Raw genomic sequence first — 18,154 nt, forward strand, 5'->3', positions numbered from 1 at the left:
CGCGCAATGACTGCTGCGGCGCCCGGCACCCCACCCGCACCGTTTCGACACGGCACCGCGGGAAAAGCATCTGATGTTGACGGTTTGGTAACCCCAATTAAGTCAAAATCAATCTAATCGTGATCATGCACGGCCTCGCCACAGTTGCGGGCGACGGCACAGCAGGAAACCGGCAGGACATCATGTTTGCAAGACAGCTCACCACCCTCGTCGCAGTCGTTCTCGCGTCTGCAACCGCCGCCGCCGCGCAGTCGCCGACCCGTATCCAGCAGTTCAATGCCTGGGGTGCCTATTCCTATGCATCCGGCGGCGGCAAGGTCTGCTACGTCCTGTCCGTGCCGAAGGAAAAGGCGCCGCCGAGCGTCGATCATGGCGACATCTTCTTCCTCGTTTCCCAGCGCCCGGGCCAGAACATCAGCTATGAGCCGCAGGCGATGATGGGCTATCCGCTGCAGGAGAACTCCAAGGTCAACGTCATCATCGACGGCAAGACCTTCGTGATGTTCACCAAGGACAAGTCGGCCTGGGTGGAAAACGCTGCCGAAGAGCCGGCTCTCGTCGCCGCCATGCGCTCGGGCAAGGATATGCAGGTCAAGGCCACGTCGCGCCGCGGCACACCGACCAGCTACTCCTATTCGCTCTCGGGCATTTCGGCTGCGCTGAAGCAGATCGAAAGCTGCAAGTAAGGCCGGCATGCCTGCCTTTCCGGCGTTGCAGGTGACGTCCGGCAAAAAGCGTGATATTCAACCGCTCGACAGACCGCGCAGAGCCTTGCGCGGTCGTCTGCGTTTTTAAGTTCCGATGATCATGACGAGATGAGCCCGCCGCTTCGCTGTCCCTGTCGGGGCTGGCAGCGCGCGGTTCGGCGCAGGAGATGAGTGCGATGGTGGCAATCGATATGGCACGACAGGCGGCGCGTCAGGCACCGGCCGCAGCGCTCTCCGGTGAAAAGCCGTCGCTGATCGGTCTTACCCGCGAGATGATGTCGGCGGCCCTTGCCGAGGTCGGCGTCGCCGAGCGCCAGATCAAGATGCGCGTCAGCCAGATCTGGAACTGGCTCTATGTGCGCGGCGTCTCCGATTTCGACGATATGACGAATGTCTCCAAGGACATGCGCGAGACGCTGAAGCGCCACTTCACCATCGCCCGGCCCGAGATCGTCGAGGAGCAGATCTCCAATGACGGGACGCGCAAGTGGCTCTTGCGCTTTCCGCCGCGCGGTGCCGGTCGTCCCGTGGAAATCGAGACCGTCTATATTCCGGAAGAGGGTCGCGGCACGCTGTGCATCTCCAGCCAGGTCGGCTGCACGCTCACCTGTTCCTTCTGCCACACCGGCACGCAGAAGCTCGTGCGCAACCTGACGGCGGAGGAAATCCTCGCCCAGCTCCTGCTCGCCCGCGACCGTCTCGGCGACTTCCCCGGCCGCGACGTGCCGGCCGGCGGTTTCATTCCCTCCAGCGACCGCAAGATCACCAATATCGTGATGATGGGGATGGGCGAGCCGCTCTACAATTTCGAGAATGTGAAGACGGCGCTTCTGATCGCGTCCGATGGTGACGGTCTGTCCCTGTCTAAGCGCCGCATCACGCTTTCGACCTCCGGAATCGTGCCGGAAATCCTGCGCACGGGCGAGGAGATCGGCGTCATGCTCGCCATCTCGCTGCATGCCGTGCGGGACGATCTGCGCGACATCCTCGTGCCGATCAACAAGAAGTACCCTCTGAAGGAGCTGATCGCGGCCTGCCGCGCCTATCCGGGCCTGTCGAATGCGCGGCGCATCACCTTCGAATATGTGATGCTGAAGGACATCAACGACAGTCTGGAGGATGCCAAGCTGCTGATCCAGCTGCTGAAGGGCGTGCCGGCGAAGATCAATCTCATCCCCTTCAACCCGTGGCCGGGCACGAATTACCAGTGTTCGGACTGGGAGCAGATCGAGAAGTTTGCCGACTTCATCAACCAGGCCGGCTATGCCTCGCCGATCCGCACGCCGCGCGGCCGCGACATCCTCGCCGCCTGCGGCCAGCTGAAGTCGGAGTCCGAGCGCATGCGCAAGGTCGATCGCCTCGCCTACGAGGCGATGATGATCGCCGGCCATGGCGAGGATGACGACTGAACTATCGCGCCTGCGTCATCAGGATCTTCACCGCAAACAGCGAGAAGACGCCGGCGATCGTGTAGTCGAGCCCGCGCAGGACCTTGCGGTTGCTGCGCAGCCAGTCCGATAGCGAGTGGGCGGCAAACACGACGGCAAGCCCGACCGGCAATGCCACCGGGATCGACCACAGTCCCAGAAACACCAGCTTGCCGGCGACATGCGGATCGGACGCGCTGACGAACTGCGGGAGGAAAGTCATGAAGAAGATGATGATCTTCGGATTGAGCAGGTTGACCCACAGACCGTTCAGCAGCGCGCCGGAGATCGACACTTTCGGGGCTTTATCACCGGAAATCGAAATGCTGGAGCCGTAGCGCAGGGCGCCATAGGCAAGCCATGCGAGATAGGCCGCACCACCCGTCTTCAGGACGAGGAAGGCTGTCGGCGATGCGACGATCAGCGCCGCAATGCCGAAGGCGACCAGCAGCGTGTGGATCGCGATGCCGAGATTGGTGCCGGCGAGCGTCGCAAGCCCCACCGCCCGACCATCCCGCATGCTCCGCGACAACCACAGCGTCATATCCGGCCCCGGCGTCAGCGCAAGCAGGAGGATAGCGCCCGTATAGGCCAGAAGGGTTGCGGGCGAGGGTATGAATTCCATGGGAGGGGCGTCCTGTTCGGCAGGTCACGGCTATATCGTGTCCATACATGCATCGCCACCGGATTTCGGATGACGGACCGCGAATGGCGACCGGTGCCGCTTCCAGCGTCCGCGCTCAATCAACGGCCGATCGGCTTGCGAAAGGCTGAAAACTCGCTAAGAGTGCCCGCATTTCAGGGGTTCGGCGACCTTGCCGTCCTCCGGCTCGGCGGCAACGCGGGGCCTCTCACGCAGGAAAAGGCGGCAAACGCCGCCGGATCAGGAACGGATCGGACATGGCACTTCCCAAAGACGTAAAGAAGGTCGTTCTCGCCTATTCGGGCGGTCTGGACACCTCCATCATCCTCAAGTGGCTGCAGACGGAACTCGGCGCCGAAGTCGTGACCTTCACCGCCGACCTCGGTCAGGGCGAGGAGCTGGAGCCGGCGCGCAAGAAGGCCGAGATGCTCGGCATCAAGGAAATCTTCATCGAGGACGTGCGCGAGGAATTCGTGCGCGATTTCGTCTTCCCGATGTTTCGCGCCAATGCCGTCTATGAAGGCGTCTATCTGCTCGGCACCTCGATTGCCCGTCCGCTGATCTCCAAGCACCTGATCGAGATCGCGAAGAAGACCGGCGCCGACGCCATCGCCCATGGCGCGACCGGCAAGGGCAACGACCAGGTCCGCTTCGAGCTGTCGGCCTATGCGCTGAACCCCGACATCAAGATCATCGCGCCGTGGCGCGACTGGTCCTTCAAGAGCCGCACCGATCTGCTCGCCTTTGCCGAGCAGCACCAGATCCCCGTCGCCAAGGACAAGAAGGGCGAAGCGCCGTTCTCGGTCGATGCGAACCTGCTGCACTCCTCTTCCGAGGGCAAGGTTCTGGAAGACCCCTCCGTCGAGGCGCCGGAATATGTGCACATGCGCACCATTTCGCCTGAGGCTGCGCCGGATCAGGCCACCATCATCAAGGTCGGCTTCGAAAAGGGTGATGCCGTCTCCATCAACGGCAAGCGTCTTTCGCCGGCTTCGCTTCTGGCCGAGCTCAATACCTATGGCCGCGACAACGGCATCGGCCGCCTCGACCTCGTGGAGAACCGCTTCGTCGGCATGAAGAGCCGCGGCGTCTACGAGACCCCCGGCGGCACGATCCTGCTGGCCGCCCACCGCGCCATCGAGAGCATCACGCTCGACCGCGGTGCCGCCCACCTCAAGGACGAGCTGATGCCGCGTTATGCCGAGCTCATCTATTACGGCTTCTGGTTCTCGCCGGAGCGCGAAATGCTGCAGGCTCTCATCGACAAGAGCCAGGAGCATGTGGAAGGCGAAGTGACGCTGAAGCTCTACAAGGGCAACGTCATGGTCATCGGCCGCGAAAGCGCCAAGTCGCTCTACTCCGACCAGCTCGTCACCTTCGAGGATGACCAGGGCGCCTACGACCAGAAGGACGCCGCCGGCTTCATCAAGCTCAACGCGCTGCGCCTGCGCACGCTGGCGAAGCGGAATCTGAAGGGCTGATCCCCGTCCGCACGGATTTCGAAGGCCCGCCCGGCAGCACCGCGGCGGGCTTTTTCATGGTGATTTGACGGATGCGTCCAAATTCAGTGAGCGTCGAAACTTCGTAGTGTTTCTCGACAACACCAGACAATGGAACGCCGTGGGGATGAAATCCACGGGTACGCCATCCACCGTCAGGCTGCCGCGTTTGGTTTTCGTTGTAACGAGAACATTGGAATTTTCGTAAGCGCGCAGAATATTGAGGTTGTGCCGTTTGGCGAATTTCAAGAGATATTTCAATTCATTGGGTCGGTCATAGAATCGATCCGTCCATTTGATTTCCACGATCCACGCCGGCTCTTCCTGCTGAACCGAGACGATATCGATCTCGCCTTCCTTGTCACGCACATAGCAAAGATACTCGTGCGCCCTTTCGCTGTGAAACCACTGGGCGAAGATTGCCGTTTCCGCCATCGCGCCCATGACATCGTCCTCAGCGTCAATCGGGCCGAAGAGCGCGGTGCGGAGGCTGGGGTTTGTCAGATAGACCTTGAAATTGCGGTTTCGCTGGAAGCGCTCGGCGTTGATGTCGATCCGATCGACAGTCCGCACGAGAAAGGCCGCCTCGAGATAGTCGATATAGCGCTTCAGCGTCGCCTTCGATACGGAGGAGGCCTGTGACAGGCCTTCCAAGGAGACTTCCTGTCCCGTGTTGAAGGCCAGTACCTTGAAAAGGTGCTGCAATTCCTGAACGTCAGCAATTCCGTAAAGGCTGGGGAGGTCGCGCAGGAGAACCTTTTCAACGATGTCCTGCCCGATATAGCGCGCCGGGTTCTGCCGCGCTTGCGGTGAGACGGCGAGCTCGGGATAGCCGCCATAGTTCAGGTAGTCGATGAAGGCGTGGTTCAAGTCTGGCAGACGGGACATGGCGAGGGCTTCATCCGCGACTGCGGCAAGCGGATTGTCGGTCAGCCGGAGATATTCGGAGAAAGTCAGGGGTGGCAGCATGAATTCGGTGAAGCGGCCGGCGCCGGATTCCTTCGACCCGCGTGCCAGAGCGGCTGCGGCGGAACCGGAAACAACGAATTTGATGTCACGATAGCTGTCCACCAGCGACTTCAGGTGAATTTCCCAATCCCTCAGATACTGGATCTCGTCAAAGAAGATCGTCTTCTCACCCGGTTTGCCGCCATAGCTGTCGAGGTAGACCCGCAGAAGCTTCTCCAGCGGTGCACCTGAGAAGAGCGGGGTGTCGAGCGAGATGAACAGGAGGTTCTGCGGATCCGCTTCCGCTGCAACGAGATGCTTGATTGCCTGATGCATCATGATCGTCTTGCCCACACGGCGCGGTCCGAGCAGAACGACGGCGCGGCGGAGCGATCGCTCTTGCACCAGCGTCAGAAAAGAGGCGAAATAATCTCGTTCCGGCAGCGCGGCGATATCTGCCGGCAAGACGCCATCGCCCCACCACGGATTGTCGAAACGCATCCGGTTGACGAGATCGTCTATCGAGATTTCTAGCATGGCGCTCAGCGTTTCTGGTCGGATCGACGCCGACTAAGAGATATCAACTTATCTTAAATGGCATCAACATAGAAAAACGTCAATCGACTTTCCTTATCGAGATGTCCGCATCATTAAGGGCATTAGACGTTCGCTACTTAGCTTTCCGTCTGCATTTCCCCTGCCAGACCCACGCGCCGATCGCGATGACCGCGAGAACCGGTGCGACGATGCCGAAGGCGCGCAGGGGCTCGCCGATGGCGGCGGCGGTGAGGCCGCCGGCGAAGCCTGCGCCCATCTGGATGAAGCCGAGGAGGGCGGAGGAGGAGCCGGCAAAGGCGGGGAAGGGCTGCATGGCATCGGTCGTGACCTGCGGGGAGACGAAGGCGATGCCGAAGGCGTAGACGGCGACGGGGGCCATGACGGTGAGGAAGCCGACCGGCAGCAGGCCATGACCTGTCGCGACCATGCCGAGCGCGCCGATTGCAATGAAGGCCAGGCCGATGGCGACCGCAGCCGCGCCCGTGTGGTGGCGCATGAACTGGCGGAGCGCCAGCGAGCCGAGAAAATAGGAGCCGGATTGCATCAGCATGCTCGCGCCGAACTGCGACGGCGTGAGGCCGGCTTCGTTGATGAGCAGGAAGGGCAGCATGGTGGCCCAGGCATAGAGCGCGCCCACCGAGCCCGCCATGATCAGCGCCCGCGTCAGGAAGCGGCTGTCGATGATCAGCGCCCCGTAGGCGCGGATGACGCCGCCCGGCCTCGTAAGCCCCGGATTGGGAATGGTCGTTTCGCGTAGCGACAGCAGGGTCACGGCAAGCGACACCAGGCCGAAGGCGACCATGAGGGCGAAGACGGACGGCCAGCCGAAGGCGGCGAGCGCGATGGCGCCAAGGCTGGGGCCGAGCGCCGGACCGACGGCGAGCATGATGCCGATGAGGTTCATGATGCCGGCACCCTCGTCGCCGGTATACTGGTCACGCACGATGGCACGGGCGACCGTGATGCCGACAGCCGCGCCGATACCCTGGATCAGGCGGCCGAGAATCAGGAGATCGACCGTCGGTGCGAGCGCCGCCATCAGGCTGCCGACGAGGTAGACGATGAGGAAGCCGATCGTTGCCTTGCGCCGGCCATAGGCGTCCGAGAGCGGCCCGGCGGCAAGCTGGGCAATCGAGAAGCCGGCAAAATAGGCCGAAAGGGTGAGCTTGATCGCCGATTCCGTCGTGCCGAAGGCTGTGACCAGCGTCGGCATGGCGGGCGTGTAGAGCGACATGGAGATGGGGCCGAGGGTGGCCAGCATGGCGCCGATCAGGCTGGTGCGGCGCGTGCTCATCAGGGACATGGGTCTGCTCCCGGCGCATGTCGGCCGACGGCCGTCGGTGGCCGTTTCCGTTGCGCCATCATGAACGATCGTTGGATCAGGTCGCCTCGTCCTGACTGAGACGTCCGGGGGTTTTGTGGTCCTTGCCCCGGTGTGGGGCGGGGTGTGACGAACGGGTCGGCATGGTCCCCCTCATCCGCCTGCCGGCACCTTCTCCCCGTTGGGGAGAAGAGACCAAGCCGATGGCTTCCAAGCCAAACGGGTGCATGGAGATGCGTCCTTCGATAGCGTTCTGCGCCACTTGGCAAGGCGCCAAAGCGTGCCCGACGTCTCTTCTCCCCAACGGGGAGAAGGTGCCGGCAGGCGGATGAGGGGGCTGCGCGGCAGGACCTATGGATCGTGCCCTGCATGTTCGAGTAGCGCCAACATCGTAGTCCTTTAGCTCTGCAAATCACGATGCCCCACGGCTTTCCCGCGCCTGTGCCACGCTGACACGGCATCGGGCGAGATGTCCTGCATTCAACTAGGATCGGCGCCGGGTTTTGACAGATGGCAGCAATCGCTCTTTGCGCGCCGTGCCGTATCAGCCGCCCAGTTCCTCGCGCAGCATTTCCAGCTCCAGCCACTCGTCTTCCATGCGCTGCAGATCGGCGCGCAGCTTTTCGAGTTCGGCCGCAAGCTTGGCGAAGGCGTTGGGGTCGCGCGTGAAGAGGTTCGGGTCGGCCATCTTCTCCTCGCGCTTTGCCATTTCGGCCTGCGCCTTTTCCATCTGGCCCGGCAGGTTTTCCAGCGCGAACTTCTGCTTGAAGGAGAGCTTGCCCTTGGCCTTGCTGGCTTCCGGCGCCGGTGCTGTGTCCGCGGCCTTCGCCTTTTCGGCCTTCTGCTCGCGGCGGCGCTCTTCCTCCGCGCCCTTGCGCTGGGCGAGCATGTCGGAATAGCCGCCGGCATATTCGATCCAGCGGCCATCCGGCGCGTCCGGCTGGGCCGGTGCGATGGTCGAGGTCACGGTGCGGTCGAGGAAGTCGCGGTCGTGCGAGACGAGGATGACGGTGCCGGCAAAGCCTGCGACGATTTCCTGCAGCAGGTCCAGAGTCTCGATATCGAGGTCGTTGGTGGGCTCGTCGAGGATCAGGAGGTTGGTCGGCCGGGCCAGGATGCGGGCGAGCATCAGGCGGGCGCGCTCGCCGCCCGACAGGCTGCGGATCGGTGTGCGGGCCTGCTCCGGCTGGAAGAGGAATTCCTTCATGTAGCCGGTCACGTGGCGCTGCACGCCGTTGACGATCAGGTTCTCGCCGCGCCCGTCGGTGAGGTAGTTGGCGAGCGAGTCGTCCAGATCGAGGTTTTCGCGGCGCTGGTCGAGGGTGGCGATCTCCAGATTGGTGCCGAGCTTGATCGTGCCGGTGTCCGGCTCCAGCTGTCCCGTCAGCATCTTCAGAAGCGTCGTCTTGCCCGCGCCGTTCGGGCCGACGAGGCCGATGCGGTCGCCGCGATGCACGCGCATGGAGAAGGGCTGCACGATGGGGCGATCGCCATAGGTCTTGGTGATCTTTTCCGCCTCGATCACCAGCTTGCCGGATTCCTGCGCGTCGGAGACGGTGGCCTGCACGCTGCCCTGCGGGCCCTTGTGGCCGCGGTAGCGCCCGCGCATGTCCTGAAGTTCGCCGAGACGGCGCATGTTGCGCTTGCGTCGTGCGGTGACGCCGTAGCGCAGCCAATGTTCCTCGCGCTCGATGGCCTTGCCGAGCTTGTGTTGTTCGAGTTCCTCGGCCTCCAGCACCTCGTCGCGCCAGGCTTCGAAATGGGCAAAGCCGCGGTCGAGCCGGCGGGCTGTGCCGCGGTCGAGCCAGACGGTGGCGGTGGAGACTTTTTCGAGGAAGCGGCGGTCGTGGGAAATGACGACGAGGGCGGAGCGGCTCTTCACCAGTTCGCCTTCCAGCCATTCGATGGTCGGCAGGTCGAGATGGTTGGTCGGCTCGTCGAGCAGCAGGATATCCGGTTCCGGCGCCATGACGCGGGCAAGGGCCGCGCGGCGGGCTTCACCGCCGGAGAGGTCGGCCGGATTTTCCTGGCCGGTGAGGCCGAGATGCTCGAGCAGATAGGTGACCTGGTAGGGATCGTCGCCCGGCCCGAGGCCGGACTCGGCATAGGCTGCCACCGTCTCGAAACCGTCGAAATCAGGCGCCTGATGCAGGTAGCGGATGGTGGAGGCCGGGTGGCGGAAGACTTCGCCCGATTGCGCCTCGACCATGCCGGCGGCGATCTTCATCAGGGTGGACTTGCCCGAGCCGTTGCGGCCGACGAGGCAGATGCGGTCGCCGGGCTCCACCTGCAGGCCGGCGCCGGCCAGAAGCGGCGCGCCGCCGAAGCTCAGGAAAATGTCGTCGAGTTTCAGAATGGGAGGTGCCACGGATCAGGCTCCGGAAAAGTCTTGCGGGCGGGCGAGCAGAACGGCCCGGCCGGCATGAAGGGTGATCGTCACCGTGCCTTCGGCGACGTTGGAAATGGTGCGCGACGAGCCGAAGGGCAGGTGGAAATCGTCCAGCGGGTAGCGCGCGCCGGCAATGGAGAGGCCGTCGAGCGCGGTCAGTCCGAGGATGGAGAACAGCGCACCCTCCGGCAGATCGATCGAGGTCCGGCCCGTGAGGATCGGATAGGCCTCTTCCTCGCCGGAGGTCATGGTGATGTCGAGGCCCTGCTCGGCGAGGCGGACGGCCAAGAGCAGGTGCATGAAGGCGTGGTCGCTGCGCTCGCCGCCGAGCGCGCCGGGCATGACGATGGAGCGGGCGCCGCGCGACAGCGCTTCGGCAATGGCGATCTCGCCATCCGTCTCGTTCTTGGCGGCCGGATAGGGCATGCGCGGCACATCCGGAAAGGCGGCCAGCAGATCGGCGGGCGTGGAGTCGAAATCGCCGACCCACAGTTCGGGCGTCAGGCCGAGGGCGGCGGCGTGACGCATGCCGCCGTCGGCCGCGATCGTCCTGCGGCCGGCGACCATGGCGGTCAGGCGCCCGGTCGGCGTCAGCGTACCGCCCATGAGGATGGCGAAAGCCGTTTGGTCCAGATGATCCATGGGAGAAGCCCTTAACGCAGTCGCCGGCAAAACTGAACGCCTTCCTGCCAAGAAATCGACAGGGCCATGCCTGTCATATTTCCCTTGAAAGCCGTTCGCCGGCCAAGTACCGTCTCGGCGCTCTAACGGGGTGCCGAAACCTTCTCATCATCGAGAAGGACGGCTGAGAGGCTGAGAACGCCAACCCGAAGAACCTGATCCGGTTAGCACCGGCGGAGGGATTAGACGGCACATCCAGCGCCCTATTCCCGTTCAATACGATCAAGAGGAGGCGCGGATGCGCATGAAATCGATTCTGTCCTGTGGTTTTGCAAGCCTTGTCGCGGCGCTGGCCGCCGGTCTTTCGCCGGCCGTTGCCGAAGACAGGGTGCTGACGGTCTACACCTATGAGAGCTTCACCAGCGAGTGGGGGCCGGGCGCCAAGGTGGCGGAGGCCTTCGAAAAGACCTGCGCCTGCAAGGTGAACTATGTCGCGGTGGCCGATGGCGTGGAGCTTCTGACGCGCCTCAAGCTCGAAGGTGCTGCTGGCAAGGCCGACGTGGTGCTCGGGCTCGACACCAACCTCGTTGCCGAGGCCAAGGCTACCGGCCTGTTCGCGCCGCATGAGACCGATACGTCGGCCGTCACCGTGCCCGGCGATTTCAAGGACGATGTCTTCGTACCCTATGACTATGGCCACTTCGCCGTCGTTTATGACACCGAGACGCTGAAGACGCCGCCGAAGAGCCTGAAAGAGCTGGTCGAGGGGGATCCGTCGCAGAAGATCGTGATCGAGGATCCCCGCACCTCTACGCCGGGGCTCGGCCTCGTTCTCTGGATGAAGTCGGTCTATGGCGACAAGGCGGGCGAGGCCTGGGCCAAGCTCAAGGGGCGTGTGCTAACGGTGACGCCCGGCTGGTCGGAGGCCTACGGGCTCTTCACCAAGGGCGAGGCGCCGATGGTGTTTTCCTACACGACCTCGCCGGCCTATCACATGGTGGCCGAGAACACGGAGCGCTACCAGGCCGCTTCCTTCTCCGAGGGGCATTATATCCAGATCGAGGTGGCGGGCGTGACGAAGGCCGCGCATGATCCGGCCCTTGCCCGTCAGTTCCTGTCCTTCATGACTGGGCCGGAATTCCAGACCATCATTCCCACCACCAACTGGATGATGCCGGTCGGCAAGACCAGCGAACCGCTGCCGGAGGCCTTCGGCAAGCTGGTCCGGCCGGAAAAGACCTTCCTGATGTCGCCGGAAGAGGTTGCCGCCAACCGCAAGGCGTGGATCGACGAGTGGTTGGCCGCGATGAGCGTGAACTGAGGCTGACGTGTTCGCACCGGCGGATCGACGGCGCATCATCGGCGGGGGCGCGGCGGGACTGGCCGTGCTCCTTGCCTTCGTCTCAGCGGCGGCCATCGCTTTGTGGCAGGCCGCCCCGCCGTCGAGCGGGGCGGATGGTCAAGGCTTCGATGCCTATGTGCTTGGCGTCGCCCGCTTCACGCTGGTGCAGGCAAGCCTTTCCACGATCCTGTCCGTGCTGCTCGCCATCCCCGTCGCACGCGCGCTTGCGCGGCGCGGCGCCTTTCCGGGGCGGATCTGGATCGTGCGGCTGATGGCGCTGCCGCTCGGGCTGCCGGCGCTGGTGGCGGCCCTCGGCATTCTCGAAATCTGGGGGCGGCAGGGTCTCGTCAATGCCGGCCTCGGTTTGCTGGGGCTGGCGCAGCCCTTCAGCATCTATGGCCTGACGGGCATCCTGATCGCCCATGTTTTCTTCAACCTGCCGCTCGCGACACGGCTGATGCTCGCCGAACTGGAGCGCCTGCCGGCGGAAAGCTGGCGTCTGGCCGCCAATCTCGGCATGGGGCCCGCAAGCCTCTTCCGTTTCGTGGAGTGGCCGGCGATCCGCAGCGTGCTGCCGGGGGCGGCGGGGCTGATCTTCATCCTTTGCGCCACGAGTTTCACACTGGTGCTGACGCTCGGCGGCGGGCCGGGGGCATCCACGCTGGAGGTGGCGATCTATCAGGCGCTGCGCTTCGATTTCGATCCGCGCCGGGCGATGCTGATGTCGGCGCTGCAGATCCTGTTCACGCTCATGGTTCTGGCGGCGCTGCGGCTGATCGGCCCGATCGCGGAGAGCGGCGCGACCGCCGGCGGACGGGTGCGGCGCTTCGACGGGAGGACGGCCGCATCGAAGGCCGGCGACGGGGTGGTGATCGCGCTGGCGGTCGGGTTCGTGGCGGCGCCGCTGTTGGCGGTCGTTGCCTCCGGCCTTGCATCCGATCTCGGCCGGCTCGTGCGGGATCCGCTGGTGCATCAGGCGCTGGTCACCAGCCTCTTGATTGCGGCCTCGGCGGCGCTGCTGTCGCTGGCGATCGCGGTGCCGATGCTGCGGGCGCGGCAGGCGATTGCGGCGGGGCGGCGGGCCCCAGTGCCGCTGGCCGTGCTGGCCGGCGTGCTCCGGGATGCGCCGTCGGTGGCGTTGCTGGTGCCGCCGGTCGTTCTGGGGGCGGGCTGGTTTCTTCTGCTGCGTGGCTTTGGCGACGTTCAGCAGTTTGCGGGGCCGGTCGTCATCGTCGTCAATGCGCTGATGGCGCTGCCCTTCGTCTGCCGCGTGCTGGAGCCGGCGCTTGCCGCCTATCAGGCACGCACCGCACGGCTGGTCGCCTCGCTCGGCATGGGCGGCGTTTCCGCGCTCAGGCTTGTCGTCCTGCCGGTTCTGGCGCGGCCGCTGGCGGCGGCCCTTTCCTTTGCCATGGCGCTGTCTCTGGGGGATCTCGGTGCCGTGGCGCTGTTCGGCTCCCAGGATTTCGTAACGCTGCCCTGGCTGCTCTTCAGCCGGATGGGCGCCTATCGCAGTGCGGATGCGGCGGGGCTGGCGCTGTTTCTCGCGATCATCTGCCTTCTTCTGACCATCGCCGGCAGTCCGCGTCAGGCAGATCAGGAGGCTGGAGGATAAGCATGGCGGAGGAAGCAATCCGGCTGGAGGCGGTGCAACTGCGCTTTGGCGCGGTCACCATGGATTTCGACATCGGCTTCACCGCAGGCCGCATCACCGGCATTGTCGGTCCCTCCGGCTCGGGAAAATCGACGCTGCTCAACCTGATTGCCGGCTTCGAGATGCCGGACAGCGGCGCAATCCGTATTCTCGGAACGGACATGACGGCGCTCGGGCCCTCCGCGCGGCCTGTGTCCGTCATCTTCCAGGACAACAATCTCTTCGCGCATCTCGATGTCGCGACCAATGTCGGGCTCGGGATCGATCCCGCGCTGAGGCTGGATGCGGCAGGCCGCGCAGCCGTCAGCGAGGCCTTGGCGAAGGTGGGGCTCGCCGGTTTCGAACGGCGCCGGCCGCCGACACTGTCCGGCGGGGAGCGGCAGCGGGTGGCGCTGGCGCGCGCGCTGGTCAGGCGTCGGCCGATCCTGCTGCTGGACGAACCTTTCGCCGCGCTCGACCCTGTCCGGCGGGCGGAGATGGGCGACCTCATCGTCGGGCTGAAGCGCGAGACGGGCGTGACCGTGCTGCTCGTAACCCACCAGCCGGACGATGTGGCGCGGCTGTGTGATGCCGCGGTGGAGATCGAGGCTGGCCGTGTACGGGCGGTGCGATCCCTGCGCTGACGTCTGTGGCTGTTTGGCGGGAACTTCCGCGGCGCTCCTGCCGTTCGGGTGGAAACCCCCAGGCCAAGAGGAGAGTACCATGCCCCAGGGCGACAAATCCGCCTACACCGACAAGCAGAAGCGCAAGGCCAGCCACATCGCCGAAAGCTACGAGGACCGCGGCGTCTCCAAGGACGAGGCGGAAGCCCGCGCCTGGGCGACGGTCAACAAGCAGGATGGCGGCGGCAAGAAATCCGGCTCCGGGCGCAAGAAGCCCGCGCATCATTGAAGCGACAGGTTTCACACGCCCGACGCGGAACCAATGGTCCCCAAGGCGCATTTGGTTGCGAGATTTGACCCGAACACATGAGGAGCAGACCCATGGCAGCCAAGGATATCCGTATCCTTTCCGAGGGCGATCAGCAGATCGTCGAGTTCGTCGGTGAAGATCGGGAGGTCGTTTCCGTGCGGCTTTCCCGGCGCGCTGACAATGACGACGATGCAATCCGCGATGCCACCAGCCTTCTTGTTCGCATGAGTAGCGCGCCGCAGGCCGCAAACGACCATGACGCCAAGGGCGGCTCACCGCGCGAGAGCCTTGAGGCCGAGCAGCGCCGGCAAGCGACCAGCAACGAGAATGCCGATCTCGACAAGGCGCTGAAAGACACGTTTCCTGCAAGCGACCCCGTTGCCGCCACCTCCGGCGCTGTCGGCGTGGACCATCGCCGTCCCTCGAACTGATCCTATGCACGAGACCGAAGACGCGCTCCGGGCCAACCGGAGCGCGTCTTTTCATGCCGATATTCCCGGCGCTGACGTTTAGAAGCGCCCGTGCATCAGGCTCATGCCGTTGATCATCGCCGGTACTGCCAGGCGTCCGCCAATGTTGTGCGGATGGTGGAGGTCGACCTGATGGGGAGCCGACACTGCCGTGACGGTATCATTGCGCGGAGCGCGAAGATCGGTTGCGTGGGTACGCGATGCCCTCGCCATTGCCAGGCGTTTGCCGCGCACGGGTTTGCGTCGAAGGATCATGCTGCTCTTCCCTTTCGGTTTATGCCGAAAACAAGAACAGATGGCGGGCCGGATCGTTCCATCCCGCCCGCGTTTCGGGGCGACTTAAGCCTCAACGGGCTTTCTGGCTTTCGCCCGACCGGTCGCCGCGGGCTTGGTCGAACCCGCTTCGGAAGGCTTCACCTTCGCGCTTGCCGCGCCCGTTGCCTTTGTCGCGGCGGACTTGGACGGCGCGGTGACGGGTTTTTCCTTCTGCGTGGCCGATGCTTTTCTGGTCCCGCTGCGGGCGGCCTTCGGCGCCGGTTCTGCCGAAACGAGTTCGCGGCGAGCCATCTCCCAGTGGCGCAGGTCTTCGCCGTGCGGGTGGCCTTCGGCCTCCCAGATCGCGTAGGCGCGGTCGCGGATACGGCTTTCGAGGGTCAAGTCCATCTATCGTCTCCCATGCTCAATCAGGCCGGACGGCAATATCCGGGTGGAGGCCCGGCGAACGATCGGCGGTGGGACGAGAAACGGACCGGATCGAATCGCGCGATCATCGGGCGTCACTTACCGTAAACAACTTTTGACGGACCGGCCACCCCCTCGACCTCGTGCGCTGAACGAGCCGGGGTCTTGGCCACAATTTGACCGTGCCGGCATGGGAGGCGGTCTGAGGCTCGGGCATACGCACTTTGCGGGCGTTGCGACAAAACCACGCCAATCGATAAGTTTGGCAAACTGCTAGAAAACGGCCCGCGAAATCGTATAGACCGAAATCATTGGCGCATCGGGGTTTTCGCCCTATCTAGGGTGGCGTGTTGCCTGCCCTTGATGCGGTTGGCGCCGCTGACGTGATGGATGACCGCGGCATGCGGTCGGTCGGATTGACGGATGGAAAAGGGTCGGCTCGGGGTTGAGGGATCGAAACGGAACGGAGCGGCCGCAGGATGGCGACGCACCGGGCTGGCGCTTGCGCTGTCGACGGCGACAGTCCTGTCCGGCTGCCAGTCGATCCTCGAGCAGTCCTACGAGCCGAGCGTTCAGCCGTCGTCTAATCCACAGATCGTTGAGGAAGTGCAGAAGAACGACCCGCGCGCCGCGCTTGGCGCCCGTGAGCATCCGCGCATCGTTGCGAGCTATGGCGGTGAGTACAAGGATGCCAAAACCGAGCGTCTGGTCGCGCGTATTGCCGGCGCGCTGACGGCGGTCTCGGAAAATCCGCTGCAATCCTACCGGATCACCATTCTCAATTCTCCGGCCATCAACGCCTTCGCCCTGCCGGGCGGCTATCTCTACGTGACCCGTGGTCTTCTGGCGCTGGCAAATGATGCATCGGAAGTCGCTGCGGTCCTCTCGCACGAGATGGGACACGTCACCGCCAATCACGGCATTGAACGCCAGCAGCGCGAAGAGGCCGAAATGATTGCGAGCCGCGTCGTTTCCGAGGTGCTGTCGAGCGATCTTGCGGGCAAGCAGGCCCTGGCCCGTGGCAAACTGCGCCTGGCGGCGTTCTCGCGCCAGCAAGAGCTTCAGGCCGACGTGATCGGCGTGCGCATGCTGGGCGAAGCGGGCTACGACCCGTACGCAGCGGCACGCTTCCTTGATTCCATGGCCGCCTACAGCCGCTTCACGGCGGTTGACCCTGAATCGGACCAGAGCCTCGACTTCCTCTCCAGCCATCCGAATGCGCCGCAGCGCGTGGAACTGGCGCGTCGCCATGCGCGCGCCTTCGGGCAGGAGGGGCAGGTGGGCGATCGCGGCCGTGACTACTATCTCGACGGCATCGACGGCCTGCTCTACGGCGACAGCCCCGAAGAGGGCTATGTGCGCGGCCAGACTTTCCTGCATTCGCGCCTCGGCATTCGCTTCGACGTACCGGAAGGCTTCCGCATCGACAACAAGGCGGAAGCCGTTCTCGCGACCGGGCCGAACGATGTGGCCATCCGCTTCGATGGCGTCCCGGATACGCAGGGCCAGTCGCTTGCGGCCTACATTGCCAGCGGGTGGGTGACGGGACTTCAGCCGGAGACGATCCGTCCCATCCGCGTCAACGGCCTCGAAGCGGCGACGGCACGCGCCAGCGCCGACCGCTGGGACTTCGACGTGACCGTGGTGCGGCTGGGGCAGCGCATCTACCGCTTCCTCACCGCCGTGCCGAAGGGATCGCCTGCCTTGCAGCCAACGGCGGAGGCGCTCCGTCTTTCCTTCCGGCAGATGACGCCGGCGGAGGCCGCGTCCGTCAAGCCGCTCAGGGTTCGCGTGCTCACGGCAGGGCCGGGCGATACGATCGCAACGCTCGCCGGGCGCATGATGGGCACGGACCGGAAGCTCGATCTCTTCCGCCTCATCAATGCGATGACGCTGACCTCAACCGTCAAGCCGGGCGACCGGGTGAAGATCATCGCCGAATAATCCGCCGCCAGTCATTGCGGGAGTGCTCCATGCCGTTTTCCGGAACAGACGCCTATATCGCGGAGAAAGACCTGCTGGTTGCCGTCAATGCCGCGATCAGGCTTGAACGTCCGCTTCTGGTCAAGGGTGAGCCCGGTACCGGCAAGACTGAACTCGCCCGGCAGGTGGCGGCAGAGCTTGGCGCGCCCTTCATCGAATGGAGCGTGAAATCTACCACCAAGGCGCAGCAGGGCCTCTATGATTACGATGCCGTGTCCCGCCTGCGCGACAGCCAGCTGGGCGACGCACGTGTCAACGACATCGCCCACTACATCCGCCGCGGCAAGCTCTGGCAGGCCTTCGAGACCGATCGCCGCGCGGTGCTCCTGATCGACGAGATCGACAAGGCCGATATCGAATTTCCCAACGATCTCTTGCAGGAACTCGACCGCATGGAGTTCCATGTCTACGAGACCGGCGAGACGATCCGCGCCAAACACCGGCCGATCGTCATCATCACCTCGAACAATGAAAAGGAACTGCCGGACGCCTTTCTGCGTCGCTGCTTTTTCCACTTCATCCGGTTTCCCGATGCGGAAACGCTGGCGCGGATCGTGGAGGTGCATTTCCCCGGCATCCGCCGTACGCTCCTGTCGGCCGCGCTGACGACGTTCTTCGATATCCGCAACGTGCAGGGGCTCAAGAAGAAGCCCTCGACGTCGGAGGCGCTCGACTGGATCCGGCTTCTTGTTGCCGACGATGTCGATCCGGCCGATCTGCGTGCCGACCCCAAGACCATGCTGCCAAAGCTGCATGGCGCCCTGTTGAAGAACGAGCAGGATGTCCATCTCTTCGAACGCCTCGCTTTCATGAGCCGGCGGGATAGCTGACCGCCGCGTTCACATTGATTCCGGCCGCGACAGAGCGTATGACAGGCGCTCGTGGTGATTTGCCGGCCGGCTTGCAGCCACGTTAAACAAGTTGCTAAAGGGCCGCGGGGAGCAGGACTTCCGTGGGCCGATGGCGATTTGATGCAGCCGGCTTTCGTTTGTCGAAGTG

The 18,154-nt window shown here is 64.2% G+C and carries 16 protein-coding genes, 1 pseudogene and 2 riboswitches; of the genes and pseudogenes, 10 read left to right on the plus strand and 7 right to left on the minus strand.

Annotated elements, in window-relative coordinates; translation table 11 throughout:
- The first annotated feature begins 182 nt into the window (after positions 1–182).
- Together ACED18_RS14785 and rlmN are read left to right on the plus strand one after the other, a co-directional pair.
- A complete protein-coding gene (locus tag ACED18_RS14785) occupies positions 183–686 on the plus strand; it encodes an invasion associated locus B family protein (protein ID WP_377293543.1) in 504 nt (167 codons plus the stop codon).
- 188 nt (positions 687–874) lie between these two features.
- Entirely contained in the window at positions 875–2,116 is a 1,242-nt protein-coding gene (gene rlmN / locus ACED18_RS14790) for a 23S rRNA (adenine(2503)-C(2))-methyltransferase RlmN (RefSeq protein WP_377293545.1), read from the plus strand.
- Between the two features lies 1 nt (position 2,117).
- On the opposite strand, the gene ACED18_RS14795 is transcribed toward rlmN, so the two are convergent.
- Positions 2,118–2,759: a LysE family translocator gene (locus ACED18_RS14795; protein ID WP_377293547.1), complete on the minus strand. Its 642-nt coding sequence runs from the start codon at positions 2,757–2,759 to the stop codon at positions 2,118–2,120.
- Positions 2,760–3,034: 275 nt separating this feature from the next.
- Here ACED18_RS14795 and ACED18_RS14800 point away from each other — a divergent pair, with 275 nt between their 5' ends.
- On the plus strand, positions 3,035–4,258 hold the full coding sequence (locus tag ACED18_RS14800) for an argininosuccinate synthase (protein WP_377293549.1): 1,224 nt from the start codon (positions 3,035–3,037) through the stop codon (positions 4,256–4,258).
- A gap of 54 nt (positions 4,259–4,312) precedes the next feature.
- On the opposite strand, the gene ACED18_RS14805 is transcribed toward ACED18_RS14800, so the two are convergent.
- The 4 genes from ACED18_RS14805 to ACED18_RS14820 form a co-directional block, all read right to left on the minus strand.
- Positions 4,313–5,725, minus strand: a complete 1,413-nt coding sequence (locus tag ACED18_RS14805; protein ID WP_377293551.1) for an ATP-binding protein — start codon at positions 5,723–5,725, stop codon at positions 4,313–4,315.
- A 169-nt stretch (positions 5,726–5,894) separates the two neighbouring features.
- The gene (locus ACED18_RS14810) at positions 5,895–7,085 is read right to left on the minus strand and encodes a multidrug effflux MFS transporter (protein WP_377293553.1); all 1,191 of its coding nucleotides are present in this window, start codon (positions 7,083–7,085) and stop codon (positions 5,895–5,897) included.
- A 562-nt stretch (positions 7,086–7,647) separates the two neighbouring features.
- Complete coding sequence (locus tag ACED18_RS14815) at positions 7,648–9,471, minus strand: ABC-F family ATP-binding cassette domain-containing protein (RefSeq protein ID WP_377293555.1); 1,824 nt, start codon at positions 9,469–9,471, stop codon at positions 7,648–7,650.
- Positions 9,472–9,474: 3 nt separating this feature from the next.
- Complete coding sequence (locus tag ACED18_RS14820; RefSeq protein WP_377293557.1) at positions 9,475–10,134, minus strand: thiamine diphosphokinase; 660 nt, start codon at positions 10,132–10,134, stop codon at positions 9,475–9,477.
- Positions 10,135–10,250: 116 nt separating this feature from the next.
- Positions 10,251–10,372, plus strand: a riboswitch (TPP riboswitch).
- A gap of 45 nt (positions 10,373–10,417) precedes the next feature.
- Here ACED18_RS14820 and thiB point away from each other — a divergent pair.
- The 5 genes and pseudogenes from thiB (at position 10,418) to ACED18_RS14845 (ending at position 14,452) form a co-directional block, all read left to right on the plus strand.
- Entirely contained in the window at positions 10,418–11,434 is a 1,017-nt protein-coding gene (gene thiB / locus ACED18_RS14825; RefSeq protein ID WP_377293559.1) for a thiamine ABC transporter substrate binding subunit, read from the plus strand.
- A gap of 7 nt (positions 11,435–11,441) precedes the next feature.
- Entirely contained in the window at positions 11,442–13,070 is a 1,629-nt protein-coding gene (thiP, locus tag ACED18_RS14830; protein WP_377293561.1) for a thiamine/thiamine pyrophosphate ABC transporter permease, read from the plus strand.
- Between the two features lie 2 nt (positions 13,071–13,072).
- Positions 13,073–13,732 (plus strand): ATP-binding cassette domain-containing protein, encoded by a 660-nt coding sequence (locus tag ACED18_RS14835; RefSeq protein WP_377293563.1) that lies wholly within the window; start codon positions 13,073–13,075, stop codon positions 13,730–13,732.
- A 79-nt stretch (positions 13,733–13,811) separates the two neighbouring features.
- Positions 13,812–13,997, plus strand: a pseudogene (locus ACED18_RS14840) (plasmid stabilization protein); the annotation flags it as partial.
- 95 nt (positions 13,998–14,092) lie between these two features.
- The gene (locus ACED18_RS14845) at positions 14,093–14,452 is read left to right on the plus strand and encodes a hypothetical protein (RefSeq protein WP_377293565.1); all 360 of its coding nucleotides are present in this window, start codon (positions 14,093–14,095) and stop codon (positions 14,450–14,452) included.
- 78 nt (positions 14,453–14,530) lie between these two features.
- Here ACED18_RS14845 and ACED18_RS14850 read toward each other — a convergent pair whose 3' ends face one another.
- The gene (locus tag ACED18_RS14850; protein WP_377293567.1) at positions 14,531–14,746 is read right to left on the minus strand and encodes a hypothetical protein; all 216 of its coding nucleotides are present in this window, start codon (positions 14,744–14,746) and stop codon (positions 14,531–14,533) included.
- Positions 14,747–14,830: 84 nt separating this feature from the next.
- Positions 14,831–15,154: a DUF2934 domain-containing protein gene (locus ACED18_RS14855; RefSeq protein ID WP_377293569.1), complete on the minus strand. Its 324-nt coding sequence runs from the start codon at positions 15,152–15,154 to the stop codon at positions 14,831–14,833.
- Positions 15,155–15,595: 441 nt separating this feature from the next.
- On the opposite strand from ACED18_RS14855, the gene ACED18_RS14860 reads away from it, so the two are divergent.
- Positions 15,596–17,116, plus strand: coding sequence for a M48 family metalloprotease (locus tag ACED18_RS14860; protein ID WP_377293571.1), 1,521 nt, complete (start codon positions 15,596–15,598; stop codon positions 17,114–17,116).
- Between the two features lie 29 nt (positions 17,117–17,145).
- Complete coding sequence (locus tag ACED18_RS14865) at positions 17,146–17,985, plus strand: AAA family ATPase (protein WP_377293573.1); 840 nt, start codon at positions 17,146–17,148, stop codon at positions 17,983–17,985.
- Between the two features lie 41 nt (positions 17,986–18,026).
- Positions 18,027–18,103: riboswitch (SAM riboswitch) on the plus strand.
- Positions 18,104–18,154: the final 51 nt, after the last annotated feature.

It is taken from the genome of Rhizobium sp. SG2393 (genome assembly GCF_042610495.1).
GTDB lineage: Bacteria > Pseudomonadota > Alphaproteobacteria > Rhizobiales > Rhizobiaceae > RU20A.

Excerpts from the sequence above, each read along its gene's own strand:
- ACED18_RS14785 (WP_377293543.1), top strand. The coding sequence starts at position 183 with ATGTTTGCAAGACAGCTCACCACCCTCGTCGCAGTCGTTCTCGCGTCT.
- rlmN (WP_377293545.1), top strand. The coding sequence starts at position 875 with ATGAGTGCGATGGTGGCAATCGATATGGCACGACAGGCGGCGCGTCAG.
- ACED18_RS14795 (WP_377293547.1), bottom strand. The coding sequence starts at position 2,759 with ATGGAATTCATACCCTCGCCCGCAACCCTTCTGGCCTATACGGGCGCT.
- ACED18_RS14800 (WP_377293549.1), top strand. The coding sequence starts at position 3,035 with ATGGCACTTCCCAAAGACGTAAAGAAGGTCGTTCTCGCCTATTCGGGC.
- ACED18_RS14805 (WP_377293551.1), bottom strand. The coding sequence starts at position 5,725 with ATGCGTTTCGACAATCCGTGGTGGGGCGATGGCGTCTTGCCGGCAGAT.
- ACED18_RS14810 (WP_377293553.1), bottom strand. The coding sequence starts at position 7,085 with ATGTCCCTGATGAGCACGCGCCGCACCAGCCTGATCGGCGCCATGCTG.
- ACED18_RS14820 (WP_377293557.1), bottom strand. The coding sequence starts at position 10,134 with ATGGATCATCTGGACCAAACGGCTTTCGCCATCCTCATGGGCGGTACG.
- thiB (WP_377293559.1), top strand. The coding sequence starts at position 10,418 with ATGAAATCGATTCTGTCCTGTGGTTTTGCAAGCCTTGTCGCGGCGCTG.
- ACED18_RS14835 (WP_377293563.1), top strand. The coding sequence starts at position 13,073 with ATGGCGGAGGAAGCAATCCGGCTGGAGGCGGTGCAACTGCGCTTTGGC.
- ACED18_RS14845 (WP_377293565.1), top strand. The coding sequence starts at position 14,093 with ATGGCAGCCAAGGATATCCGTATCCTTTCCGAGGGCGATCAGCAGATC.
- ACED18_RS14850 (WP_377293567.1), bottom strand. The coding sequence starts at position 14,746 with ATGATCCTTCGACGCAAACCCGTGCGCGGCAAACGCCTGGCAATGGCG.
- ACED18_RS14855 (WP_377293569.1), bottom strand. The coding sequence starts at position 15,154 with ATGGACTTGACCCTCGAAAGCCGTATCCGCGACCGCGCCTACGCGATC.
- ACED18_RS14860 (WP_377293571.1), top strand. The coding sequence starts at position 15,596 with ATGGAAAAGGGTCGGCTCGGGGTTGAGGGATCGAAACGGAACGGAGCG.
- ACED18_RS14865 (WP_377293573.1), top strand. The coding sequence starts at position 17,146 with ATGCCGTTTTCCGGAACAGACGCCTATATCGCGGAGAAAGACCTGCTG.